Below are 21,506 nucleotides of genomic sequence, written 5' to 3'. Positions count from 1 at the left end.
CGCGTTCCTCGTTGGGCGCTCAGACCGCCGTGTCGGGCTTGGTCGATGGGGCACCCCGGGCATTGCTGTGCGTGATCGCCACCCGCGTGCCGGGGTTGAGCCCGGTCACCGTCACCGTCGCATCGAGCTGATTCGCCAGCGCCTCGACGATGCCGGTGCCGAGCCCGGGCTTGGCGTCCGCCGGATCGTCCGGCATGCCGACGCCATTATCCTCGACCGTCAGCCGCCACCCGGTCGGGCGCGACCAATATTCGACCGTGATCCCGCCGTTATGCGCGGCTTCCGGAAAGGCATGCTTGAGCGCGTTGATGACGAGTTCGGTGACGATCAACCCGAGACTCACCGAGACTTCGCACGGCGCGGCGCTGTCGTCGACGATCGTTTCCAGCGTCAGCGCGTCATGGTCGAAGATCATCGACGCGCCGATGCTGTCGCACAGTTCCCCGAAATAGGATTTCAGCACGACATCGCCGGCGCGCGTCGCGGCAAGCTGGCGCTGCAGCGTCGCGATCGACATGACGCGGTGATGCGCGTCGTTGATCTGCGCACGCGCCTCGTCCGACTGCACCTTGCGCGCGCTCTGCATCAGCACGCTGGCGATGATCTGCAGGCTGTTGGCGACGCGGTGCTGCAGCTCCTGCATCAGCACGTGCTTTTCGCGGATGACGTCATCCTTCTGGCGCTCGATCCGGCGCAGGTCGGTGACGTCCTGGATGGCAACGGCGATCCGCGCATCGGCGCCGACATAATCGAGCAGGTGCGCGTTGACGACCAGCTGGCGCGTATCATGGCCCAGGCGCACCAGATCCATGTCATAGGCCTTGACCGCCGCATCGCCCGTCACGGTGGCGCGCAACAGCGACCGCAGCTGCCGCCCGCCCCACTCGCCCGTGCCGAGCGCGGGCAGCGTGGCGCCGGTGACGGCGGCGGGGTCGAGATCGAACGCGGTGCAGAAGGAGCTGCTCGCCGCGCGGACGGCCAGTTCTTCGTCGAGCAGCAGCAGCGGTGTGGCGGACGACATGACGAGAGCCAGACCGAGGCTCGTCTCGGCGGAATGGGCGATGGGCGTAATGAATTCCATGGCCGTAGCCTTTGGGGGCCGGAGACTCGCGGAGCGAAAGCCATACCCGGTAGCATCGACTCGGCTCCCGAACCGTCCGCGGTCCGCAAGCCGAGCATTTAACGTACGTTAACATGCTCGCTCGCCGCGACCTATCTTATTCCGATCGTCGCGCACGTCGCCCGTCGCGATGGCGATCGCGCGGCCCGCCGACTGGTACCGTTATCAATTTGGGTATGCACAACGTTGCGGCCTGCTCGGCGGCGCGACAAAATCGCCCGAGAACAGCCTGTCATGCTGCGCGCGGCAACGCCACGTCGGGTCTGACCGGGGGGGCGAGTGATGCATGGATTTTTCGAATAGCGCGGAGCAAATGATAACGTCACCCGCAGGCGGCGGCGCGCTGCCGGCTTCCCCGGCGCCCATCGACGTCGACGGAATGGCGGCGGATCAACCTGCCGCCGGCGAGGCGCTGCGCGCCGCGCGGCTCGCCCGAGACCTGACGATCGAGGACATCGCGGTCGAGACGCGCATCCCGGCGCGCGTGCTGCGCGCGATCGAGGCGAGCGATTTCGCCGATCCCGGCGCGCGCCCCGGCGCCATCGCCTTCGGCACGACTTATGCCCGCCGTCTCGGCGTGGACGAAGGCCGCGTCGCCGTGGCGGTGCGCGCGGCGCTGTCGCGCGTCGCGACGCGCGGCTACACGCCGATCGCCGGGATCGAGGAACAGCGCGACCGGCATGTCGCGATCGCCGCGGCGGCGACATTGTTCATCGCCTTTCTGATCGCCGTCGCGGGATGGTGCGCCTGGATGCTGCTTTGACCCCGGCGGCGGATGCCGCGCAGCATCGCGGCGCGCGGCTTGCCTTTTGTTCCCATTTTGTTCTAAACCGAATGCCCGCCGCGCGCGGTGATTCGATGACGATGGAGCAACCCGCATGGAGCATGATGGGCCGCTGCGTGCCGCGGCACGCGCGATCTACGACGCCTGTTATCCGAGTGACGACTGGGCGCCGTTCGGCTTCGACGAGGCCGAGCGTTATGGCACGGTGCATTACCGCCAGGCGGTAGGCGCGGCGCAACATGCCCGCGCGGCGTTGACCGGGCCGGGCGAGCAGGCGCGCCTGCTGTGACGGGCGGGGGCCATCGCGGCGCGCGGCCGGGTTATCCACCGGAATCGTATCGCGCCCGCTTGCCGAGGACGGAACCTCGTTGCCATGCTGGCGTTGAAGGACCGCGCGCAAGCAGGGGAATGACAATGCCATTACAGGGAGCGTTCGTGTGGAGCGGCCGGATCCAGGCCGGCATCGCGCTGTTCGCGCTGTCGCTGCTATGGCTGGCGGTGGTCGCGCCCAATGAGGTGGCGATTTCCTGCGCGATCGGCGGCGGCGCGTCGCTCGCGCTTTACGGGATCGGCGGCAGTCGCCTGTCGTTCGGCATCCTCGCCTTGCTGGCGCTGGTCACGCTGGGCTGCGCGCTGTTCGCTGCGCTGGTGCTGCATCGCTACGCCCTGCTGCCCGTCGCGCTGGGCGAGGCCGCCGCGATCATGCTGATCCGTCCGACCTATGGCGCGCGCGATTATGACGACGACAGCGTCATTCTCGGGCGCGTGTCGGCGGTACGCTGAGGTAACGTCCCGCTCAAAAATGCAGGTTGAGCACCACCGGCACGACATCATTGGACACATTGCCCGACAACCGGTGGAGATGCTGGTTGAGGTAACCGAACTCGATATCGGCATGGCGCGAGACGCGTAGCGACACCCCGGCAAAGACACGCAGCTGGTCGAAGGTCTCGCGCGTCGCACTGGTGCGGTTGAGCGCGATGAACGGCTCGGCCCACAGCACGGCAGACAGCGGCGAGCGCCCGATCGGCGCGACGACGCGCAGCTGCTCGCGCAGGCGCCACGCCAGCCCGTCATTCCCGACGATGAAACGCTGTTCGATCCGGGTGCGCGTGGTGAGCGTGGCCGGCCCGATCTTGCCGACCGTCCACACCAGTTGCTCGACGATCTGGTCCTCGATGCCATCGCGGCGCCCGACATTGTCGGTGACGAGATGGCCGCTGCTCACCGCAACCGTCAGCCGCGACGACAGCGCGCGCGCCAGCTGCAAGCGCCAGCGATACTGGTTGGCCCGTTGCCGCGGCGCGCGCGACACGCGCGCCAGCGTCTCCGCCGTCCCCGACCATTTGCCGCCCAGCGGCACGGTCACCGACAGCGCCGGCCATGCCTGCAACGGCCCATCCGCCCAGGCCGGGGCGGCGAGCAACAGGCACGGGGCGGACAGGAGAGCGAGGCGGCGCATCGCGGCGCCATAGCCGATCTTGCCGGCGATGCGCAGGGCGCGATGGGCGGCGGGCAGGCTCATCGCGTCCGCGTGGCCACGGCGTGCCGCCTGTGCGGGATCGGGTCGACCGACTCCCGCAGTCGTCGATAGTGGATTGCTTTCGGCCTTCGCCGCCCGATACTCGGATCGGGGTCGGCGAAGATCGGAATCGCCGTGATACGACGGGGGACGTATGTCGGTTGCGCGGTCATTGCTCGCATCTTTGTGTATCGGGGCGATGACCTCGCCGGCATTCGCGGCGCCGGAAAAGCCGATCACGGTGCTCGCGCGTGCCGGCGGCAGCATCGCGCAACGCGATGCCGATCGTGCGCAATGCGCAAAGATCGTCGCCGACGCGCCCGGCGCCGATATGCCCGACGTCACGCGAACGCCGATGCCGGCCGGCTATGGCGGCGGCGGGATGCCCGCGGCAATGGGCGCGTCGATCGCCTTTCTGATCATCGCGCTGATCGAGGACGGCAAGGCGCACCGCAAGGGCGAGGCTTTTTGCCTCGAAAATATGGGCTATGCGCCGGTGCCGCTGACCGCGGCGGAGAAGGCGGAATATCTCAAGCGCGATCCCGCCGCGCAGCGGGCATGGGAGGAACGCTTTCTGGCGACCGATCTCGCCGCGCGCATCGCCGCCGTGCTGACACCGACGGTGCCGCCCTTGCCCGCCTATCGCGATGCCCCGGCGACGATCGGCGGGCTGCGTTTCCTGCCCGAAAGCCTTGTCGCCACGACGGGTCCGGTGACCAAGGGCGGCGTCCTGCTGACCGGCAGGATCGAGCGCTGGCGTACCGCGACGCTCGACCATGACGTCGCCACCTCCGACGGACTGGTCAAGATCGCGGCAAAGGCCGGGGCGGTGTTCCACCAGGTCGATTACCGGTCGCAGCGCCACCCGTTGCTGCGCGATGCCGGATCGACGTGGTGCGGCCCGGTGATGCAGACCTCCGCCGGCGGTGCGCCCGCACCGAGCGTCTATTGCTTCAGCACCTTTCGCACCTTCTACGCCGTATTCCGACCGGCCGGCTTCGACTGGCTTGCCGGCCCCTATGATGGCGGCTTCGCGCTGGAGCCGATCACCGCGCCGATCGCGCTGACCGAGCGTGCCGGCGACGATCTGGGTCCGTTGACGCTCGACATCGTGCTGGCCGAACTCACCCCCAGCCGCGCCATGTTCGAAGGTTATGCCCGGCGCGGCGAGCGGCGCGTGCTGATCTGGTCGCGCCGGCTGAAGCGCGACAAACAGGGCGGCGTCACCCTGCCCTTATGGTCGCGCCGCGCGCTCATCGCGCCGGCATCGCTCACCGAAGTCACCGTCGCGCTGGACGACAAGGGCGACGGCACCGGGCTGCGCGACGTTTATTGAGGCCACGAAGCCGGGTGCGGCGCGTGCCGCCTACCAGGCCTGGTCCTTGTCATAGTGGCAATAAGCGGCGGGCGCGGGCGGCGCCTGATCGCCCGGCACCAGCGTCATGTGCCAGATACGCCAGCCGCTGCTCCAGATCGAACCGGAACCGCCGGTAAAATCGACCGCATAGAATTCGCCCGGCCTTGTGCCATCGGCATAGCTGGCCTGCCACACGCCGCGCGCCGTCGTCCCGTCGCCGCCGACGACGAAATTGACCGGCGTGAGCGTCGGCACCGGCGTATCGAGCAACGCCCCGAGCGCGGCGATCGGCACGACACCGTCCGGCCCCTTCCAGCTCACATCGGGGACCTTCATCGCAAAGACACGCTTAAAATCGCCCGCCTTCGCCCTGGCGCTGAGCGCAAAATAACCCTGCATCAACGTCGCCGCCGCGCTCGTCGCTTCGGCAATGCGCTTATCGGACGCGGGGACACCTGCACGACAGGCCCGCTCGCGCGCCGCCGCGGCCGCCTGCGAGGCCATCTCCCCGGCAATCTGGCCGATCCAGATCTGGCCCAGCGCCGGCACCGGCGCAATCGCCGCGACGCCGAGCAACGCCGCCACCATCATTTTAATACGCATGCGATTCTCCCCTTTCCCAGCCTATTACAGGGGGGATTGCGGCGTCCAGCGGGCTTTTGACCAAGCCGCTTCGACGTCGCATCGCACACCGATCGCAACGCGCCGCCGATGGCCGCGGCGGCATGTCGTGACGACCCGTAACCGCACCTTCGACGCGACCGCGCCGTCCGTGTTGCATAAAATGCACCACCGCCCCGCCCGCGCTGTCGAATCCGGTGCCGCCCGCGCGTCTTTGCGATAATCCCGTGCACGCCGTGCGGGAGGTGAGGGAGACGAACGATGCAGTACATCATGCTGATCTATGAGGATGAGCGCGGCTATGGGCCGGACAAGGCGGGCGACGCGATGAACCGGATCGTCGCCGGGCACATGGCGCTGAGCCAGGAGCTCGGCGCGAAGCAGCTGGGCGGCGCGGGTTTGCTGAACACGCCGACCGCAACGACGGTGCGCACCACCGCCGGCGGCGATAAGATCGTCCATGACGGCCCGTTTGCCGAAACGCGCGAGCAGCTCGGCGGCTATTATCTGATCGAGGCCGACGATCTCGACGATGCCATCGCCATCGCCCGGCGCATCCCGATCCTCGCCGAGGGCGCGGTCGAAATCCGCCCGCTGCTGGGCCAGGACCAGCGCAAGGCGGGCTGAGCGTGGCGGGCGCGCTCGATCGGGCAGTGCGCGCGCATGCCGGGCGGATCGTCGCGGCGCTCGCCGCGCGCTTTCGCGATCTCGATCTCGCCGAGGAGGCCTATGCCGATGCGTCCGAGGCGGCGGCGCGACGCTGGCCGATCGAGGGCGAACCCGACGATCCGCTGGCCTGGCTCTATCGCGTGGCCCAGCGCCGCGCGATCGACGCCACGCGCCGCGCAGCCGTGCGCCGCCGCCTACCGCCCGACCCGCCACCGCCGGCGGTGACGCCCGAAGACCATGTCGCCGACGAGGCCCGGCTGATCCCCGACGAGCGGTCGCGGCTGATCTTCGTCTGCTGCCATCCGGCGATCGCCGCCGAGGCGCGCGCGGCGCTCACCCTGCGTCTCGTCTGCGGCCTGTCCGCCGCCGAGATCGCCGCCGCCTTCCTCCCTCCCCGAGCCGACGCTGCTGCAACGCCTGACGCGCGCCAAGCGCAAGATCGCCGCCGCCGGGGTGCCGTTCACCCTCCCCGGCCCGGCCGATCGGGCGGCGCGGCTCGAGGCGGTGCTGGCGACGCTCGACATCGCCTATGCCCGGGCGCACGCCGACGCCGACGCCGACGCCGCCGGCGCCGGCCGGCATGCCGGCTTCGCCAGCGAGATTCTCGCGCTCACCGCGACGCTGGCGACGCTGCTGCCCGACCAGGGCGAGGTGCTCGGCCTCGCCGCGCTGGTGCGCTATGCCGAGGCGCGGCGGCCGGCGCGGGTCGATGCCGAGGGCGCGATGATCCCGCTGTCCGAGCAGGACCCGGCGCTGTGGCGGCGGCCGCTGATCGACGAGGCCGATCGCTTTCTCCACCGCGCCGGCAATCTCGGCGCGTTCGGGCCGCGCGCGCTCAACGCGGCGATCCACGGCCTGTGGTGCGCGCGCGCCAGCCGCGACGAGCCGGTGGCGTGGCCGACGATCCTGCAGCTTTACGACGCCATGCTGCGGCAGCGCGACGACGTGATCGTCCGCCTCAACCGCGCGGTCGCGCTGGCCGAGCTGACCGGGCCGCAAGCCGCGCTCGACGAGATCGACCGCCTCGCCGACGCGCGCCTCGCCGGCTTCCAGCCCTGGCACGCGCTGCGCGCCGACCTGCTGCGCCGGCTGGGCCGCGCCGCGGAAAGCCGCGCCAGCTACGACCAGGCGATCGCGCTCGCCGAAGGACCGGCGGAAAAAGCGTGGCTGGCGCGGCGGCGGCCGTGAGGCGGGAGGACGCGTTCAAAGCCTTGGCGAACAGGCGGGAGACGTGGCACGCTCCCGACAATGAATTGCAGCCTGTCCTTCACCTATGAATTCAACCGCGACGGCGATGATTTCGGCTGGCTGCGCGCCCATCTGCACACGCCCGAGTTCAGCGGCCGCAACGGCATGTGGGTGCAATGGCAGGACGTGGTGGATTTCGCGGCGACGTTGGGGCGCTTCCCGCTCACCGTCGCCGATCCGGTCGCCTGCGACTGGGGCTTTGGCGAGAAAGGACGCTATACCGCCATCACCCGGCTCAGCATTGCCCCTACCGGCGCGAGCGGCGCGGTGGTCGCCGAGGTGGCGCTCGCCAATTATTACGCGCCCGAAAACAGCTGTCGGGTTCGTTTCGATACCGACTATCCGTCCCTGATCCGCTTCCAGCACGAGATCGAGGCGATGATGCGGCGCGACATCCCCACGGCAACGCTGATGGGCTCGTCCACTGACAATCGCTGAGCCTGCCACCCGCAGCGCTGCCACATCGAGGTCGCGTCATCGGCGTGCCCCGATGCGCAACGCGCGTCATCCCCGCCACTTGGCGATGGCGCGATCATAGGCCTGTTGCGCGCGGGCGAGACCGTCGGCGAGCGCCGCGGCCTCTTCCGCCTGGCGCCGCTCCAGCGCCCGGCGCTCGCGCGCCAGCGCTTCCTCGCGTTGCCGCAGCGCCGTCAATTGATCGCGGTGGTCCCTTTCCGCCCGTTCGACCGCGTCTTGCGCGGCGTCCAGCGTCGCGCGGCTTGGTCGCGGCCTCGCCTTGGGCTTGCGGGCGACGGGCTTCGCGGCCGCGGCGACCTTTTCGAGGTTAGGCGGTTCGTCACGCGTCCGCTGAGGCTTGGCCTTGTCGGCAGGCAAGGCCGCGAAATGCTCCGCCGCCGAGCCGCGCGTGCGGCGGATCACCACGCCGGGCTGCGCCAGCGGATCGGCGGTCAGCGCCGGATCGGTGACCACATCCGCCATGCCGCGCGCGAACAGATCGGCGTCGCTGCCCCATGCTTCGAGCGCGGCCTTGCGGCTCGGCGCCGCGACATAGGCGTCGTGAAACCCGATCGGCGTGCGAAAGACCTTGAGCTGGCGCGGCATGATGAAGCGCTCAATGCGTGAGACGGCGTCGCGGGTGCGCGCAACCCGATCAGGCGGGCTCGGGCGGCGCGACGAGACAGGCCTTGCCGTAATCGCGCTCCGCCGCCGCCATGACGGCCTGCCTGACCGTCGGATCGATCCGCACCCCGGTCTTGTAGATCGACGGCAGCGCGACGCGCACGCCGACGAAGATCGTCGCATTGTCACGCCGCAGCATCTCGACCGCACGCAGGATCTGGCCGCGCTCGGCCTCAGACAGCGGCCCGCCGGTCCTGCTCAGCGCGGCAAGGTCCGCGCCGTCGTTGAATTCCTTGACATTGGCCTGGTTGAGCGCCGGGATTGCGGCATAGGCCAGCGTCCAGCGATGCATCGTCTCGCTCGGCAGATGCAGCGACACGTCGGAGGCATTGGCGGCGGAAAAGGCCAGCGAATCCCATGTCCAGAACGGCGTGCGGTGGCGCGCGATCAGCGCGACCATCTCGGCGCGGCCGACAGGCTTCTCCGCGCCGGCGCGGATCGCGTCGAGCGCGTCGTCGATGCACCGGTGCATGGCGTAGCGGCCCCACACCTGCGGCCCATCGTCCTTGCTCAGCTCGCGCCGCATCGCCTCTTCGGCCGCCTCGGTCTTGTGGCGCCACTCGACCCCCTGCACCGCCTGTTCGGCGCCGAGCGCGATGAGCACACCGATGACGATGATCCCGACTTCCTTGGCCAGCGCGCGCCAGCCATGCACCATCTTCGGGATGTGGATTTCCATCTGCGCGCTGCCCCCCGGTTCGATCGCTTTCGCTCAGCTTCAAGCGGAGAAGCGGCGGCGACGCAATGGGCTATGGGCTGGGCTTCGGCCTCGGTTCGTCTCTCTCGAACCGTCGCGCTTATAACAGACTGGCCTGAAAGCTCATCGGTGTCAGCGCGACGTGCGCATCGAGCGGCGGGCGGATCTCGAACGCGCGCGGCGCGCGCGCAAAGTCCCATAGCCGCACGAGGCACCAGTCATCGCGCCGCGCCTCGGCGACGGCCAGTTCGTTGCGGGTGATATGGAAGGGCGTGCGTTCCCAGCCATTGGTCGTTTTGACCTCGATTAGCCTCGCGCCGCCGGTCGGCGTGAAGCTGGCAATGTCGTAACCCGCGCCATCGCCATCCTCGTCCGATACCCATCTGACACTGCGGGCAAGGTCGTGCCGCCCTTCATGGGCGAGTGCCATGCGTTCGTGCGCCAGCACGCGTTCTTCGCCGGCGCGACCGAGCGCCCGATTGCGCGCGTCGCGCTCGGCGACGTCGAAGCGGCGTGCGATACCCGTCATCTGTGCCAGTTCGTCCGGGGGCGGTGCATTTCGCTGCGCCGGTGGCGGACCGATCCATAAGGGTGCGGCCTCCGCCACCCGCGCCGCGCCGACAGCAGCCGGCGGACGCGACAGCCAGGCCGGGTGAAGGGCGAGCCAGCGCGCCACCGCGTCGATGAGGCGGTCCTGATAATTTAACGCGGGCAGATAACCCGTCACCCATGCCTCGCCGAGCCCCTTTAAAACCGCGCTGACATTCTGGTGCTTGAACTCAATCGATCCGCGCGTGCGACCAATCGCCGATTGCAGGGCACGGTTGTGCGCTGCCTTGTTGTAGCTGCGCCCCGCGAGATCGTCGGCAAGCATCGCGAAATAATCAGCCACGAGCCCGTCATTCTGGGCATCGGTCCAATCGTCGCGTGACATGGCCGCAGGCTATCCAAGGAAAAGCGCGATGTCACGGCATGACGCATTGCTCACCCCCGCAGCTCCGCATACAAATCCCCCTCCTCCCCACGCGCCCGCCCCGCACCACTCCACCGCGTGCGATCGAGATAGGCCGGCTTCGCGCGCGGCAGCACCGGCTCGGCGAAGGTGCAGGCCAGCGCATCGGCATCGTCGGGCGAGGCCAGCCCGCGCGCCTTCATATGTTTCTTTTCCTCGAGCAGCACGGCCTGGTCGGCGTTGAAGCCGTAATGCGGCCCGGTCAGGTCGTCGGCCAGGCCCTGATGGTCGGGGATGCAGCCGCCGCCGCCCGGGCCGTCCCACGCGCCGGCGCCCGCCCCGCCGAGCCAGGCGCGCAGGTTGGTCCACATCTCGGCGCGCTTGTTGGCGACGCGGATGCGTGTCTCGCCGGCCCAGCGCGCCTCGCGCACCCGCGTGCTGCCGAACCACACCTCGGCGACCAGCGTATCGGGCAGCAATTGCCGCAACCGGTCGATCACCGCCGCGCCGATATTGCCGGCATCGACGAAGATCTCGTCGGGAAACCAGCGCGCCGCCTCCAGCGCGATATCGCCGGCCAGCGTCATCGCGTCCTGGTGAAACCAGCGCTTCCACGGCCGGCTGCGCGCATCGCGGCCGCACCGGATCGCCAGCGTCGAATGGTCGTCGCCATAACGCGCGCAATCGACCCCGAAGATCACCGGATCGCCCGACAACCCCGGCGGCGGCTCGCGCGTCCGCGCCGCGCTGACCACATCCTGCGCGATGAACTGCATCGACGAGGCGCTGGGGAATTGCCCGCGCACACGCACCCGCACGATGTCGCTGTCCTCGCCATAGGTCGCGACCAGTTCGTCGAGATAGGGTTTGTTGGTCCCCTCGACCGTGCGGCTGTCGATCTGGCCGGTGTTCCACAAATGGCGGTGACGGCCGAAAATCTCGCGGAACGGCCCGCTGTTGATCGTCGGGTTGCCGAAGGCGAGAAAGATGATCTCGGTCGCGACATCGGTCAGCGCGCCCAGCGCCACCTCCCACACCCGCGCATCGATACCCGAGGCTTCGTCGAACACCAGCACCAGCCGCCGCCCCTTGTTGTGCAGCCCGGCAAAGGCCTCGGTGTTGGTCGCCGACCAGGTGACGAGATCGGCCCGCCAGCTTTTGTCGCGGCCCGGCGCGGTCGAGATCAGCGCGGTCGCGGTCGGGCGGAACCAGTCGGCGGTGACCGCGAGGTTGGACCATTTCGCCAGCTCGGGCGCGGTCTTGGTCAGCAGCTGGCTCTCGGTATTGGCGGTGATGACGATGCGCGTGTCCTCGCAGGTGTCGAGCGCCCACTTCACGATCATCGCGATCAGCGCCGACTTGCCGATGCCATGCCCACTGGCGCGCGCGACGCGGCACGGCCGGTGGCGCGTCGCCGGATCGGCGAGATGCCGGCCGATCGCCGCCAGCACATCGCGCTGCCACTTGCGCGGGCCGTTCTCACCCGCCAGCGGCCCCACCCCCCAGGCATAGGCGTAGAGCGCATGGCCGAGCGGGCTGTGGCAATGCCCGGCAATGTCGCGCGCGATGGTCGCGGGGGTGGCCCTGCTCACGCCTCCTCGTCCTTCAGCCCTTCGATGACCTGCCGGCGGCGCTGCGCGACGATCGCGGCGATGTCGATCGCCGGCGCGGCCTCGACCTCGCCACGCGGGCGCCCCCAGCCGCGATCGAGCAGCGCATTGGCCGCCGCGATCCGCGCGGGCGCGGTCACCGATTCCTCGGTCATGATCGTCACCAGCACCGCGACCGCCGCCTGGGTTTGTGCGCGAGCTAGGTCGGTGAGCAGGCGGGCGGACGGGCGTTTGGTGGCCATGTTCATTCTCCTTTATTTCCTTCCCCGGCGAAGGCCGGGGCCCAGTTTGACGATGTTCGTGATGGAGCGCGCCGCGCCGTTACCCATCTCCTCCCAACTGGGCCCCGGTCTTCGCCGGGGAACAGGAAGGGAGCTGGTGCGCGCCTGGTCACCGCCCCTTGTTGCGATGGCGCCACCCGACCCACACCAGCTCGAGCAGCAATTCGGGCATGCTCATCCCCTCCTCACGCGCGGCGTTGAGCATCTGGCGCGCGAGATCGGGCTCGCTGCGCCGCAGCGCCTCGGTCGCCAGCGAGGGCAGCCGCTTGGGCCGTTTCAGCGTGCGCCAGTGGGGCGTGGTGTTGCGCGGTGGGGCGGTCTTGCGCCCCGTCGCCAGCACGGTGAATTGCCGCCCGCGCTGGAACTTGGTGGTGGCGATCAACCCGGCACGTTCGAGCGCGCGGCACGCCGCGGCCTGGGTCGACCCGGCGACATTCTCGCTGCCGATCGCCGCATCGAGTTCGGCGGCGGTGACATAGCGCCCCTCATTCGCCGCCGCCTCGATGCAGCGAAACGCCAGGATGTGCGACGGGTAGAGCGTGCCGGGCAAGGCGATGCGGGCGGGCGGCGGGACGGGCTGGTCGGTCATGACATGGCTCCCGATGTGAGGGCTTGCGGCGTCGCGGCGGCCCAGGGCTGGGCGGCGAGTCGGGCGAGATAGGCGGCGCGCTCATCGGCGCTCATCGCCGGGCGCGGCGGCGCGGTGGTGCCGGCGGGCGGGGCGCGGCCGAATTTCTCGTCGCGCATCACCATCCCGTGAATCGTCACGACGCGATTGGCCCAGGTCGCCACCCAATCGGCATTGCGCCCACGGCGCCCGCGCCAATAACCCGCGAACGCCTCGCCTTGTGCGGCATAGCTTTCGGCGCGCCACTGCGCGGCACAGGCGCGCGCGTTGGGCGGCAGATCGGCGATAGGGGGGACCACCCAATCCCCCGGTAGAAAAGTTTTCGCGACCCCACCCGCTGCTGCCAGCGGGGGATTCCCTTTCTTAGATTCTTCCCTTCTTTTATCTGTGTCCGGCCGCTGTCCGGCCAGTGTCTCGCCGCGCGTCCCGGCGCCTGTCTCGCGATCGTCGCCGGTCGCCTGATAAAAGTCGTAATTGCATATCGTTATGACCAACACGCCGTGTCCGACGCTGGTCTCGATCATGGTCTGGTCGCGAAGGCGTGCGAAAAGCCGCTCGACCCAGCCCTTGGGTCGATCCATCGTCGCCGCGAAATCGCGGATCGACAGCGCGAGTTGCCCGCGCCGCAGCCCGATCATTCGCTCCTTGTAGCGCACGCGCCCCGCTTGCCAGCCGGCGCGCAGCACCAACCAGGCAAAGGCCATCGCCTCGGCATCGTTGCGGAAGGCCGGATGGCCGAGCAGCGACCGGTGGATGCGGGCATAGCCATTGGCGGGACCGCCCCGGTCGAGCGGGGCGCTGCTGCTTGATTCACTGTCTTGCATGCCATCGCGATATTGCGATATTTCTCACATTGCAATGCTATTGTGCGAAATATCTCAAATAGCGCCGCCGCTAACGATGTGCGATCCTTCGCACATGACCGACACTCCCGCCGCCAACATCGTCGCCCTGCTCGAGGCGGCCCGCCCGCACGACGACGCTGGCAAGCCGCTGTCGGATCGGCGCTGGTGCCTCGACGCCGGGGTCAATACCGGCTTCTGGCGTGATCTGCGCAAGGGCACGATGCCGCGCATCGACACGGTCGAGGCGCTGGCGCGCACCGCCGGGCTGAGCCTTTCCGCGCTGCTCGCCGGCGACCCCGCCCCCGCGCCGGCCGACACGTTGCCTAATGCAGCCGAACTCGCGCAAATGCTGGCCGATGTGCAGGCCGAGCTGCCGGCGGGCACCGCCCTCGCGGACTATCCGCCATTCGTCGGGCCAGCGCTGCTGACGCGGCTTCGGCTATTCGCAGCGGGGCATCGTAAAGCCGCCGATCCGCCGCCAGCGCCCGCTCGCGATACAGCCGCTCGATCTCGCCGTGCCACCACGCCAACCGCTCGGGCATGATCGCACATTCGAGCAGGCACGTCCGGCACCCGACATCGCATTGCGGTTCCTGAAGCACGATCGGTTCGAGTCGCGTGGCGGTGGGCATGTTCTGGTTGTGTTCCGTATTATCCTACCTGTCTAGGATTTTTCCTGCCCTAAAATCCTCGCCCATTGCCAGCCAGTGCGGCACATCTCCCGGCTGGTGAGACAAGCCTCGACACGCTACGCCACAGTAATGCGCTCACGCCCCCTCGTCCTGCTGGTGGTGGCAATTGCCGCAGCGCTGGCGATCGGCTGGTGGGGCTGGCAGACCGGCCGCATCGGCGCCCCGACCAGGGTAGCACGCGACAATCCGTCATCGGACGAACGCGCCGCGCGCCTGATGCCGCGGATCGACAAGCATTTCGTCGCCGACAACCGCCACGGCCAGCCGCGCGGCCCCGACGGCGTCACCTTCTACGAACAGCCCACCCTCGTCGGTGGCTCCCTTTGCCGCATCGGGACCTACACGCTGGCGGCGCATGTCGTCGCAAACACGCCCGACAACGACGTGAAGGTCGGCGAGCGGTTCGGTATCTGGAAGCGGCCGACCTCGCCCGACCAGCCGGCGCCCGCCGGCCAGAAAGCCTGCGCCGCCTATCGCGACTTCGATCACATGATCCGGGCGGACAGCCCATCCGCCGCCATGCGCGGTGCCGATCTGCTCGATGCGATGATCGCGAGGGCGCAGTCGGGCCGGCTCGACGTTCCCCATTCCTGCCAGGACACGACGCAGGCCAAGCGGCCGGATGACAGCGCGCCCTGCGATGCGATCGCGCTGCTCAAGCGGATGACGGTCAAGCAATTGGGCGACGTGGCCAGCCATTCCCGAAAGGACGCGCAAGGTTCATCGATCTTCGACGACGAACTGACGCTGTGGACCGGCCAGGATCGCGGTCGCCAATTCGTCATCCTCAGGATCGTCGCTGAACAGCGTGACGATCGGCCATCGAGCAATGGGGCCAAAGTGGTCTCGCTGCATGCCTCGATCGGCGCGATCGATTGAGCGCCCGAAAGCGGCGCTCACCACAACCACACGGCGCGCCGGGAAGGAGCAGCCCTTACCCGTCTCGCCGCCATCTTCGGCCTCGCCCTCAAGCGCGGTACCCGCCAGTGCAGCCAGATGATTGGTTCGCGCAGAGGCGCAGAGGCACAGAGTATCTCGCGGCGCTGTCGCGATCATGACCGTGTGATAGAGGGGATCGATGATGAACGCGCGGCATGAACGTCGCGGGCAATCGTCACTGCGGGTGTGGGCCCTGCGGGTTGCAAAACGCCTTTGGCGGCGAACTGGAATCCAGTTCGTAGGTCACAGTAATGATACCGCAACCGCCGTCGAAAACCATCTGCATATCGCCCATAAGCACGCGGCGAACCGGCGGAGGCAGAGGCCCATGGCCACCGTCAGCTATCTCCACCGTCAAACGGTGGTCAATCAACTGCCCAAGGATCATGTCCTTTCCATCGACGCGTGCTTGGGTGTATTTTCGATCATAGTTTTCAAGAGGCTCCGCGCCTGTTGGCATGACGATGCGCGCTTCCATCGCCGCCACGACAGCGCCATCGGGGATCCGATTATCGGTAATCACGGGATCGGCCTGCCATGAGCCCATGAGCGCGAGCAGAAAAATCAGGAACGTCATATGATTGTGGCTCCTTGAGGGGCAGATTAGCCGCCGCGCCGAACTGATACAATCGTTACACGCGCCATTGGGTTGTCAGACGCCAAGATCGCAGGAAAACTCCTAGACAGGTAGGAGAATCCGGAACACAACCGGAAAAGGCGCGAAGAAGAAACCTCTCTGCGCCTCTGCGCCTCTGCGCGAACAAATAACCGGTTCGAAGCCAGGCCATGTACGGAAGCACGCATGACACGCATCATCGCCGCCGCCCTCGCTTATTTCGCCATCGTCTTCGGCCTCGGTTTCCTGCTCGGCACGATCCGTGTCCTGTTCGTCATCCCGCGCATCGGCGAGACGGCGGCGGTGCTGGTCGAACTGCCGGTGATGCTGGCGGCGAGCTGGGTCGCGGCGGGCTGGTGCGTGCGGCGCTTCGCCGTCCCGCCGCAAACTTCGCCGCGGCTGGCGATGGGTTTGCTCGCCTTCGCGCTGGTGATGGTCGCCGAATTCGGCCTGGCCGTGCTGTTGTTCGGCCAGACCCCGGCGCAGCATTTCGCCGGCTATCGCCACTTTGCCGCGGCGGCGGGTCTCGCCGCGCAAGGCGCGTATGCGCTGTTCCCGGCGCTGCGCCGCGCCGTACCGTCCTGAGTTGTCCGCCGCCAACCGCCCCCTATATCGCGCCTGTGATTTCCCGACGAGGAGCAAGCCGATGTCCGTCACCGTGATCTACAAGACCAGCGCCACCGCAACCGGCGGCCGCGACGGACGCACGCGCAGCGACGACGGCAGCGTCGATGTCACGCTCGTCATCCCGAAGGAAATGGGCGGCCCCGGCGGCGTCGGCGCCAATCCCGAAAAGCTGTTCGCGGCCGGCTATTCGGCCTGTTTCCTCAGCGCGATGAAGGCGATGTCGGGCAAGGTCGGCGTCAAGGTGCCGGCCGATGCCAGCGTCACCGCCGAGATCGGCTTCGGCCCGCGCGCCGAGGGCGGTTTCGGCATCACCGCCGACCTGACCGTCAGCATGCCCGGCGTCGACCGGGCCGAGGCCGAAAAGCTCGTCCATGCCGCGCATGAGGTCTGCCCCTATTCCAACGCCACGCGCGGCAATGTCGATGTCGGGCTGACCGTGGCATAAGGCGTTGCCCGGCTGACGATCTCCGCTATCCTGCCGCCGGGGATAGCGGGGGCGTCATCATGGCATTGTCGGTCATCGGCTCGGGCTTCGGCCGCACGGGCACGCGCTCGCTCAAGGATGCGCTGGAACTGCTCGGGTTCGGGCCGTGCCACCATATGGAGGAGGTGTTCCCGAATCCAAAGCAGGTCGATTTTTGGTGCGCTGTCGCGCGTGACGAGCCGGTCGACTGGGACGAAGTCTTTGCCGGCTATGGCGCACAGATCGACTGGCCGGGCGCGCATGTCTGGCGGGAACTTGCCGCGGCTTATCCGGACGCCAGGGTGATCCATAGCGTGCGACCGCCCGAGGCATGGTGGAACAGTTTTTCGGGGACGATCGGCAAGTTCCTGGCGATCTATCGCGGCCTGCCGATGCCGCCGCATGTCGCCGCGATGAGCGCGGCGGTCGAGACGATCGTCGGCACGCAGACCTTTGGCGGCCGCGCTACCGACAAGGACCATGCCCTGGCCGCCTATGCCCGGCGCGAGGCCGATGTCCGCGCGGCGATCCCGGCCGAACGGTTGCTGGTGTTCGACGTCGCGCAAGGATGGGCGCCGCTATGCGCGTTCCTCGGCGTCGCGGTGCCCGACACGCCCTTTCCGCGCACCAACAGTCGCGACGATTTCTGGGTGAAGTTCGGCGGCGAGCCCGCCTGACGCCTGCCCGACGCCCTACCGGGTACCGCCATCGGCGGCACCCGGCGTACGCGTATCAGCCGCTATTCTTGCCGCGCATCCCGTCGACGCTCCACGCGCCCGGCCCGGCGGCGGCGATGTAGAGGAAGATGAAGCAGAACAGGATCGCCGCGTCGCCGCCATTGAGCGCCGGCCAGAAGGTCTTCGACCCGTGCGCCATGAAATAGGCCACCGCCATCTCGCCGGCGCAAACAAAGGCGGCGAGCCGGGTGAACAGCCCAAGCGCGATCAGCGCGCCGCCGCCGACCTCCAGCACTGCGGCGGCGACGAGCATCGCCGGCAGGGGTGACGGCGCGCCGGGCTGCGCCGCCGGAAAGGCGAACAGCTTCATCAGCCCATGTTCCATGAACAGCAGCGCCGCCATGATGCGCAGCAGCGCGCGCAGTTGCGGCCCGCGATTGTCGAGAAAGCCCATTGTCACCCCCTATTGCCGTGGTCCGCCCAGCCTGAACCGATGCGGCAGGCGGGTCAATCGACGCGAACGCGGCGCGGCGGCTCAGGAAAATGTCCGCTCCAGACGATCGAGCGAATCGCCCCTCCTCCAGCGCCGCGCGGCGGGGGTGAGCAGCAAGGCACAGGCGATGAGTTGCACCGCGACATGCGCCACGCCCAGCCAGGTCCAGCCGGGAATCTTGCCCGGCGCCATCGCCTGCAGCATGAGCGGCCGACCGATCGTAAAGACTACCGCCACATCGCAGACGCTCCACAGAATCGCGAACCACATCGCGATCCTGCTGCCCGAACGCGAGATGCGCAGCATCACCGCGACCACCAGCGCCGCCATGATCAGATACCGCATGACGATCGCGACGTTGAGGGCGTAACGCCACGGCACGCCCGACATCATGAAGGTTTCCAGCGCGCCCAGCAGCAGCGTCGCGACGATCAACCGCTCGAACCAGATGATCGGCGCCGGACGCATGCTCCGTTGCCCGATCATTGCCGACACGCACCGAGCACATGCGCCAGCGTCGAATAATGCGACAGCCCCGCCAGGCGGTGCACCGCCACGACATTGGGGAGCGCTGCCGCCAGCGCATCGGCCATCGCGATCGGCGTCCAAGTGTCCGCATCGCCGTGCCACAAGGTCACCGGCGCCGTCACCTCGGCCAAAACCGAAGACCATGGCGCAACATAGGCCAGCAGCTCGCGACGATAACCCGGCGCCCCGTCGCGCAGCGCCGCGGCGAGGATCGCGCGGATGCCATCGCGAAAACCCGGCGCGCCGACCAGCGCGCGATCGGCCCCCGCCGCACCGGCAAAGACCATGCGATAGAGCAGGGCCGGCGCCACCCGCATCAGCAGTGCCTGGAAACGCAGCAACGCGGCAAAACGCCATGGCGACCCCTGCGCCGCGCGGAACACCGGCGCGCCGGCCATCGCGGCGAGATAATCGCCGCTCTCCAGCGGCGCCGCGGCCGCGATCAGGTCGATCCGCGTCACCCGCGCACCGAGCCGCGCCGCCAGTTGCAACGCGACGAACGCGCCGAGCGAGAAGCCGACCAGCGCGACCGGCTCCCCGGCGAAGCGCGCGTCGATCGCCGCCGCCAGCGCGTCCCAGTCCGCTGGCGCATCACCGGTGCGGTCGGGCGCGTACAGGTCGCATCCCGCAAAGGGCGCGCCGCCGAATAGCGCCAGCTCGCCCGGGCCGCCGGGCACGCCGTGGAGATAGACGATGCGGCACGGCGCGGTCATGCGTGCTTCCTGACGCGTTGCGCGGGTTATGGGAAGCCGGAAGCCCGTGATTCAATTTTCGCCGATTTGGTCCATGGCAGCATGCGCGCATCGCTTCGAGCCGGTAAGCGCCTGCTCTTTCGCATCGTCGATCCAGCCGGGAACGCGCCCCTGCTTGGCGCGAATTCCCACGCGGCGGGACAGCGATTTCTCCCCTGCTCCCCGCTCTCTTCTCCCGTGCTTTTCGCCAGCAGGGGAGAAGCTCATCAAGCCATTGCAGTATAAGGGATAAATCCGCACAAAAAATCGCTGGATCAGGGTAGATTTTCTGCATCATTCGACGACGAGACCGCAAGAGTGCCCGGTGGCGGCGCAGCGCCGGCGCAACGCACCGGAACACGGCACCTGGCATGCGGCGATCAACCGCGGGTCGGTGCGCGGCGACGCTGGCGGTCGGCGCTTGGCCGCGTATTTCGGGGACGCAATACTAAACTGCCTATGCCCGAATCGACGGCGACAAAATCGGCCACGACCGCCTTAACGAAAACCGATACCGGCGGATGATGTGTTCGACGTGCATCTGACAAAACTGCGCGCGAAAGACATTTGATATGAACGGACATCGTCCATTCCCGGCATTGAAAAAGGCTGGAGCGCCGATCGCCTTGCCGCGAACGTGCGCCGCAAGGAAGTGCTGGCAGACAAGCGTTTCCCGCCAGCAGCGCCGAGCGCGCGATAATCCTGCACGAAGGTCATTTCCGGCCTGCTGGACAAGGCGCCCGCCACCGTTACGCTACACGGTAGCGCAGCCACCCGAAATACCGCCTCACACCATATGGAGTTACCCTGCATGAACGACGTGACGGCCCCGCCCCTGCAACGCGTGCTCGGCCCGATCGGCGTGACGATGCTGACGCTTTCGGTCCTCTCGCCCGGTGCCTCGGTGCTGGTCGCCGGGGCCGATATCCTGCACCAGGCCGGCACCGGGGCGGCGCTGGCGTTTCTGCTGGGTGGCCTGCTGACGCTGATCTTCACCTTCGCCCAGGCCGAGCTCGGCTCCTCCTTCCCGCTCGCCGGCGGCGACTATGCGACGATCGGCAACACGCTGGGCCCGCGCGCCGGCTTCGTGCAGTTCGGCGTCAACCTGCTCCAAACGCCGGTGTTCATCGCCGTCTCGGCAACCGGCGTCGGGCTTTATCTGCACGTGCTGGCGCCGGGCCTGCCCGCCCTCGGCATCGCGCTTGCCGCGCTGGCGCTGGCGGCGGCGATCGCGCTGCTCAACATCCGCACCGGCGCCCTGCTGACCGGCACCTTCCTCGTCGTCGAACTCGGCGCGCTGGCGCTGATCGCGCTGCTCGGCTTCATGCACCCGGTGCAATCGCTGGGCGCCGTCTTCACCGCGCCGCTGGCCTTTGCCGGCGGCGCGCCGACGCACCTGACGCTCGCCGGCATGGGGCTGGCCGTGGCGGCGGCGTCCTGGGCGACGAGCGGCGCAGGCCAGGCGATCTATTTCAGCGAGGAGATGCACGCCCCCGCCAGCGTCGGCCGGCTGGTCATCGCCATCGTGATGATGACCATCCTGTTCGAGTTCGTGCCGGTGCTCGGCATCGTCATCGGCACCGAGCATCTGCCTTCGGTATTCTCGAGCGACGCGCCGTTCACCGCCTTCCTCGCCGAGCGCGCCTCGCCGCTGATCGCGACCCTGGTGACGATCGGCGTCATCGCCGCGCTGTTCAACGCGCTGGTCTCGGGCATCACCTGCTATGGTCGCTTTCTCTACAGCTCGGGCCGCGACCGCATCTGGAGCGCGCCGATCAACCGGGCGCTGGTGCGCATCCATGCCCGTTTCGGGTCACCATGGATCGCCACGCTGGTCGTCGCACTCTCGGCGGTGGCGTGCTGCTTTCTCGGCCTGTCGCGGCTGATCGTGCTCGCCTCGGGCTGCGGCATCGCGCAATGGGTGCTGCTCAACATCGCCGGCATCGTCGGGCGGCGGCGCGGGCTGACCGGTGGTCCGGGCACCTATCGCGCGCCGCTGTTCCCGCTGACGCACATCGTCAGCCTGATCGGCGCGGCCGCGCTGGCGATCATCGCCTGGCAGGATGTCGCGAGCGGCCGCCCGGGGGTGATCGCGGTTGCGACAGTGATCCTGCTGTCGTTGCTCTACCACCGCTTCGTGCTCGATCGTCGCGGCGCACGCTGGACGATGGTCAGCGCCGCGGCGGACGCGACGGCCTGAAGCGGCCGCGCGGCGCTGTACCCTGGCGGGAATGTGCTACGGCACATCCCGCTCGCATCACGCCGC

The 21,506-nt window shown here is 68.5% G+C and carries 29 protein-coding genes; 13 read left to right on the top strand and 16 right to left on the bottom strand.

Features of this window, described 5'->3' with window-relative positions; genetic code table 11:
* Window positions 1–19: 19 nt before the first annotated feature.
* Complete coding sequence (locus tag U1839_RS01610; protein WP_332801925.1) at window positions 20–1,081, bottom strand: sensor histidine kinase; 1,062 nt, start codon at window positions 1,079–1,081, stop codon at window positions 20–22.
* A 352-nt stretch (window positions 1,082–1,433) separates the two neighbouring features.
* Here U1839_RS01610 and U1839_RS01605 point away from each other — a divergent pair, with 352 nt between their 5' ends.
* The 3 genes from U1839_RS01605 to U1839_RS01595 all read left to right on the top strand — a co-directional run bounded on the left by U1839_RS01605 (window position 1,434) and on the right by U1839_RS01595 (window position 2,687).
* Window positions 1,434–1,883, top strand: a complete 450-nt coding sequence (locus U1839_RS01605; protein WP_332801924.1) for a helix-turn-helix domain-containing protein — start codon at window positions 1,434–1,436, stop codon at window positions 1,881–1,883.
* 115 nt (window positions 1,884–1,998) lie between these two features.
* A complete protein-coding gene (locus U1839_RS01600) occupies window positions 1,999–2,193 on the top strand; it encodes a hypothetical protein (protein WP_281129101.1) in 195 nt (64 codons plus the stop codon).
* Between the two features lie 125 nt (window positions 2,194–2,318).
* Window positions 2,319–2,687, top strand: a complete 369-nt coding sequence (locus U1839_RS01595) for a hypothetical protein (protein WP_332801923.1) — start codon at window positions 2,319–2,321, stop codon at window positions 2,685–2,687.
* A gap of 13 nt (window positions 2,688–2,700) precedes the next feature.
* Here the strand turns inward: U1839_RS01595 and U1839_RS01590 are convergent, their stop codons facing one another.
* Window positions 2,701–3,429, bottom strand: coding sequence for a DUF2490 domain-containing protein (locus tag U1839_RS01590; RefSeq protein WP_332801922.1), 729 nt, complete (start codon window positions 3,427–3,429; stop codon window positions 2,701–2,703).
* Between the two features lie 196 nt (window positions 3,430–3,625).
* Here U1839_RS01590 and U1839_RS01585 point away from each other — a divergent pair, with 196 nt between their 5' ends.
* Entirely contained in the window at window positions 3,626–4,762 is a 1,137-nt protein-coding gene (locus tag U1839_RS01585) for a hypothetical protein (RefSeq protein ID WP_332801921.1), read from the top strand.
* Window positions 4,763–4,792: 30 nt separating this feature from the next.
* On the opposite strand, the gene U1839_RS01580 is transcribed toward U1839_RS01585, so the two are convergent.
* Window positions 4,793–5,386, bottom strand: coding sequence for a hypothetical protein (locus tag U1839_RS01580; protein WP_332801920.1), 594 nt, complete (start codon window positions 5,384–5,386; stop codon window positions 4,793–4,795).
* A 279-nt stretch (window positions 5,387–5,665) separates the two neighbouring features.
* Here U1839_RS01580 and U1839_RS01575 point away from each other — a divergent pair, with 279 nt between their 5' ends.
* Window positions 5,666–6,031 (top strand): YciI family protein, encoded by a 366-nt coding sequence (locus U1839_RS01575; RefSeq protein WP_332801919.1) that lies wholly within the window; start codon window positions 5,666–5,668, stop codon window positions 6,029–6,031.
* Window positions 6,032–6,206: 175 nt separating this feature from the next.
* Here the strand turns inward: U1839_RS01575 and U1839_RS01570 are convergent, their stop codons facing one another.
* Complete coding sequence (locus U1839_RS01570) at window positions 6,207–6,410, bottom strand: hypothetical protein (RefSeq protein WP_332801918.1); 204 nt, start codon at window positions 6,408–6,410, stop codon at window positions 6,207–6,209.
* Between the two features lie 116 nt (window positions 6,411–6,526).
* Here U1839_RS01570 and U1839_RS01565 point away from each other — a divergent pair, with 116 nt between their 5' ends.
* On the top strand, window positions 6,527–7,261 hold the full coding sequence (locus U1839_RS01565) for a DUF6596 domain-containing protein (RefSeq protein WP_332801917.1): 735 nt from the start codon (window positions 6,527–6,529) through the stop codon (window positions 7,259–7,261).
* 60 nt (window positions 7,262–7,321) lie between these two features.
* Window positions 7,322–7,759 carry a hypothetical protein gene (locus U1839_RS01560; RefSeq protein WP_332801916.1) on the top strand — a complete coding sequence of 146 codons (438 nt, stop codon included), beginning with the start codon at window positions 7,322–7,324 and terminating at the stop codon, window positions 7,757–7,759.
* A 66-nt stretch (window positions 7,760–7,825) separates the two neighbouring features.
* Here the strand turns inward: U1839_RS01560 and U1839_RS01555 are convergent, their stop codons facing one another.
* The 7 genes from U1839_RS01555 to U1839_RS01525 all read right to left on the bottom strand — a co-directional run bounded on the left by U1839_RS01555 (window position 7,826) and on the right by U1839_RS01525 (window position 13,453).
* Entirely contained in the window at window positions 7,826–8,383 is a 558-nt protein-coding gene (locus U1839_RS01555; RefSeq protein WP_332801915.1) for a hypothetical protein, read from the bottom strand.
* 49 nt (window positions 8,384–8,432) lie between these two features.
* Window positions 8,433–9,140, bottom strand: coding sequence for a hypothetical protein (locus U1839_RS01550; RefSeq protein ID WP_332801914.1), 708 nt, complete (start codon window positions 9,138–9,140; stop codon window positions 8,433–8,435).
* A 118-nt stretch (window positions 9,141–9,258) separates the two neighbouring features.
* Window positions 9,259–10,092, bottom strand: coding sequence for a protein NO VEIN domain-containing protein (locus U1839_RS01545; protein ID WP_332801913.1), 834 nt, complete (start codon window positions 10,090–10,092; stop codon window positions 9,259–9,261).
* A 50-nt stretch (window positions 10,093–10,142) separates the two neighbouring features.
* Entirely contained in the window at window positions 10,143–11,702 is a 1,560-nt protein-coding gene (locus tag U1839_RS01540) for a terminase (protein ID WP_332801912.1), read from the bottom strand.
* Window positions 11,699–11,962: a hypothetical protein gene (locus U1839_RS01535; protein WP_332801911.1), complete on the bottom strand. Its 264-nt coding sequence runs from the start codon at window positions 11,960–11,962 to the stop codon at window positions 11,699–11,701. The genes U1839_RS01540 and U1839_RS01535 overlap by 4 nt, the downstream gene beginning before the upstream one ends.
* Before the next feature lie 148 nt (window positions 11,963–12,110).
* Window positions 12,111–12,590, bottom strand: coding sequence for a hypothetical protein (locus U1839_RS01530; protein WP_332801910.1), 480 nt, complete (start codon window positions 12,588–12,590; stop codon window positions 12,111–12,113).
* Window positions 12,587–13,453 carry a hypothetical protein gene (locus U1839_RS01525; protein WP_332801909.1) on the bottom strand — a complete coding sequence of 289 codons (867 nt, stop codon included), beginning with the start codon at window positions 13,451–13,453 and terminating at the stop codon, window positions 12,587–12,589. The genes U1839_RS01530 and U1839_RS01525 overlap by 4 nt, the downstream gene beginning before the upstream one ends.
* Before the next feature lie 94 nt (window positions 13,454–13,547).
* Between U1839_RS01525 and U1839_RS01520 the strand changes: the two genes are divergently transcribed.
* Both U1839_RS01520 and U1839_RS01515 read left to right on the top strand, forming a co-directional pair.
* Window positions 13,548–14,018: a hypothetical protein gene (locus tag U1839_RS01520; protein ID WP_332801908.1), complete on the top strand. Its 471-nt coding sequence runs from the start codon at window positions 13,548–13,550 to the stop codon at window positions 14,016–14,018.
* A gap of 217 nt (window positions 14,019–14,235) precedes the next feature.
* The gene (locus U1839_RS01515) at window positions 14,236–15,045 is read left to right on the top strand and encodes a hypothetical protein (protein WP_332801907.1); all 810 of its coding nucleotides are present in this window, start codon (window positions 14,236–14,238) and stop codon (window positions 15,043–15,045) included.
* Between the two features lie 235 nt (window positions 15,046–15,280).
* On the opposite strand, the gene U1839_RS01510 is transcribed toward U1839_RS01515, so the two are convergent.
* Window positions 15,281–15,682, bottom strand: a complete 402-nt coding sequence (locus U1839_RS01510) for a hypothetical protein (protein WP_332801906.1) — start codon at window positions 15,680–15,682, stop codon at window positions 15,281–15,283.
* A 225-nt stretch (window positions 15,683–15,907) separates the two neighbouring features.
* On the opposite strand from U1839_RS01510, the gene U1839_RS01505 reads away from it, so the two are divergent.
* The 3 genes from U1839_RS01505 (at window position 15,908) to U1839_RS01495 (ending at window position 17,488) form a co-directional block, all read left to right on the top strand.
* A complete protein-coding gene (locus U1839_RS01505) occupies window positions 15,908–16,306 on the top strand; it encodes a hypothetical protein (protein WP_332801905.1) in 399 nt (132 codons plus the stop codon).
* A 61-nt stretch (window positions 16,307–16,367) separates the two neighbouring features.
* Entirely contained in the window at window positions 16,368–16,793 is a 426-nt protein-coding gene (locus tag U1839_RS01500) for an organic hydroperoxide resistance protein (protein WP_332801904.1), read from the top strand.
* 59 nt (window positions 16,794–16,852) lie between these two features.
* Window positions 16,853–17,488 carry a sulfotransferase family protein gene (locus tag U1839_RS01495; RefSeq protein ID WP_332801903.1) on the top strand — a complete coding sequence of 212 codons (636 nt, stop codon included), beginning with the start codon at window positions 16,853–16,855 and terminating at the stop codon, window positions 17,486–17,488.
* A gap of 55 nt (window positions 17,489–17,543) precedes the next feature.
* On the opposite strand, the gene U1839_RS01490 is transcribed toward U1839_RS01495, so the two are convergent.
* The 4 genes from U1839_RS01490 to U1839_RS01475 all read right to left on the bottom strand — a co-directional run bounded on the left by U1839_RS01490 (window position 17,544) and on the right by U1839_RS01475 (window position 19,468).
* Window positions 17,544–17,942, bottom strand: a complete 399-nt coding sequence (locus U1839_RS01490) for a DoxX family protein (protein WP_332801902.1) — start codon at window positions 17,940–17,942, stop codon at window positions 17,544–17,546.
* 81 nt (window positions 17,943–18,023) lie between these two features.
* Complete coding sequence (locus U1839_RS01485) at window positions 18,024–18,467, bottom strand: hypothetical protein (RefSeq protein ID WP_332801901.1); 444 nt, start codon at window positions 18,465–18,467, stop codon at window positions 18,024–18,026.
* The gene (locus U1839_RS01480; RefSeq protein WP_332801900.1) at window positions 18,464–19,222 is read right to left on the bottom strand and encodes an alpha/beta hydrolase; all 759 of its coding nucleotides are present in this window, start codon (window positions 19,220–19,222) and stop codon (window positions 18,464–18,466) included. Before U1839_RS01480 ends, U1839_RS01485 begins: the two co-directional genes overlap by 4 nt.
* 51 nt (window positions 19,223–19,273) lie before the next feature.
* On the bottom strand, window positions 19,274–19,468 hold the full coding sequence (locus U1839_RS01475; protein WP_332801899.1) for a hypothetical protein: 195 nt from the start codon (window positions 19,466–19,468) through the stop codon (window positions 19,274–19,276).
* Window positions 19,469–20,051: 583 nt separating this feature from the next.
* Here U1839_RS01475 and U1839_RS01470 point away from each other — a divergent pair.
* The gene (locus U1839_RS01470) at window positions 20,052–21,440 is read left to right on the top strand and encodes an APC family permease (RefSeq protein WP_332801898.1); all 1,389 of its coding nucleotides are present in this window, start codon (window positions 20,052–20,054) and stop codon (window positions 21,438–21,440) included.
* Window positions 21,441–21,506: the final 66 nt, after the last annotated feature.

It is taken from the genome of Parasphingomonas halimpatiens (assembly GCF_036663795.1).
Classification (GTDB): Bacteria; Pseudomonadota; Alphaproteobacteria; order Sphingomonadales; family Sphingomonadaceae; genus Sphingomonas.
Note: the sequence above shows the minus strand (reverse complement) of the source record. Positions and strands in the feature narration are given on the sequence as shown.

Excerpts from the sequence above, each read along its gene's own strand:
- U1839_RS01610 (WP_332801925.1), bottom strand. The coding sequence starts at position 1,081 with ATGGAATTCATTACGCCCATCGCCCATTCCGCCGAGACGAGCCTCGGT.
- U1839_RS01605 (WP_332801924.1), top strand. The coding sequence starts at position 1,434 with ATGATAACGTCACCCGCAGGCGGCGGCGCGCTGCCGGCTTCCCCGGCG.
- U1839_RS01600 (WP_281129101.1), top strand. The coding sequence starts at position 1,999 with ATGGAGCATGATGGGCCGCTGCGTGCCGCGGCACGCGCGATCTACGAC.
- U1839_RS01595 (WP_332801923.1), top strand. The coding sequence starts at position 2,319 with ATGCCATTACAGGGAGCGTTCGTGTGGAGCGGCCGGATCCAGGCCGGC.
- U1839_RS01590 (WP_332801922.1), bottom strand. The coding sequence starts at position 3,429 with ATGAGCCTGCCCGCCGCCCATCGCGCCCTGCGCATCGCCGGCAAGATC.
- U1839_RS01585 (WP_332801921.1), top strand. The coding sequence starts at position 3,626 with ATGACCTCGCCGGCATTCGCGGCGCCGGAAAAGCCGATCACGGTGCTC.
- U1839_RS01580 (WP_332801920.1), bottom strand. The coding sequence starts at position 5,386 with ATGCGTATTAAAATGATGGTGGCGGCGTTGCTCGGCGTCGCGGCGATT.
- U1839_RS01575 (WP_332801919.1), top strand. The coding sequence starts at position 5,666 with ATGCAGTACATCATGCTGATCTATGAGGATGAGCGCGGCTATGGGCCG.
- U1839_RS01560 (WP_332801916.1), top strand. The coding sequence starts at position 7,322 with ATGAATTGCAGCCTGTCCTTCACCTATGAATTCAACCGCGACGGCGAT.
- U1839_RS01555 (WP_332801915.1), bottom strand. The coding sequence starts at position 8,383 with ATGCCGCGCCAGCTCAAGGTCTTTCGCACGCCGATCGGGTTTCACGAC.
- U1839_RS01550 (WP_332801914.1), bottom strand. The coding sequence starts at position 9,140 with ATGGAAATCCACATCCCGAAGATGGTGCATGGCTGGCGCGCGCTGGCC.
- U1839_RS01545 (WP_332801913.1), bottom strand. The coding sequence starts at position 10,092 with ATGTCACGCGACGATTGGACCGATGCCCAGAATGACGGGCTCGTGGCT.
- U1839_RS01535 (WP_332801911.1), bottom strand. The coding sequence starts at position 11,962 with ATGGCCACCAAACGCCCGTCCGCCCGCCTGCTCACCGACCTAGCTCGC.
- U1839_RS01530 (WP_332801910.1), bottom strand. The coding sequence starts at position 12,590 with ATGACCGACCAGCCCGTCCCGCCGCCCGCCCGCATCGCCTTGCCCGGC.
- U1839_RS01525 (WP_332801909.1), bottom strand. The coding sequence starts at position 13,453 with ATGCAAGACAGTGAATCAAGCAGCAGCGCCCCGCTCGACCGGGGCGGT.
- U1839_RS01520 (WP_332801908.1), top strand. The coding sequence starts at position 13,548 with ATGACCGACACTCCCGCCGCCAACATCGTCGCCCTGCTCGAGGCGGCC.
- U1839_RS01515 (WP_332801907.1), top strand. The coding sequence starts at position 14,236 with ATGCGCTCACGCCCCCTCGTCCTGCTGGTGGTGGCAATTGCCGCAGCG.
- U1839_RS01510 (WP_332801906.1), bottom strand. The coding sequence starts at position 15,682 with ATGACGTTCCTGATTTTTCTGCTCGCGCTCATGGGCTCATGGCAGGCC.
- U1839_RS01505 (WP_332801905.1), top strand. The coding sequence starts at position 15,908 with ATGACACGCATCATCGCCGCCGCCCTCGCTTATTTCGCCATCGTCTTC.
- U1839_RS01500 (WP_332801904.1), top strand. The coding sequence starts at position 16,368 with ATGTCCGTCACCGTGATCTACAAGACCAGCGCCACCGCAACCGGCGGC.
- U1839_RS01495 (WP_332801903.1), top strand. The coding sequence starts at position 16,853 with ATGGCATTGTCGGTCATCGGCTCGGGCTTCGGCCGCACGGGCACGCGC.
- U1839_RS01490 (WP_332801902.1), bottom strand. The coding sequence starts at position 17,942 with ATGGGCTTTCTCGACAATCGCGGGCCGCAACTGCGCGCGCTGCTGCGC.
- U1839_RS01485 (WP_332801901.1), bottom strand. The coding sequence starts at position 18,467 with ATGATCGGGCAACGGAGCATGCGTCCGGCGCCGATCATCTGGTTCGAG.
- U1839_RS01480 (WP_332801900.1), bottom strand. The coding sequence starts at position 19,222 with ATGACCGCGCCGTGCCGCATCGTCTATCTCCACGGCGTGCCCGGCGGC.
- U1839_RS01475 (WP_332801899.1), bottom strand. The coding sequence starts at position 19,468 with ATGAGCTTCTCCCCTGCTGGCGAAAAGCACGGGAGAAGAGAGCGGGGA.
- U1839_RS01470 (WP_332801898.1), top strand. The coding sequence starts at position 20,052 with ATGAACGACGTGACGGCCCCGCCCCTGCAACGCGTGCTCGGCCCGATC.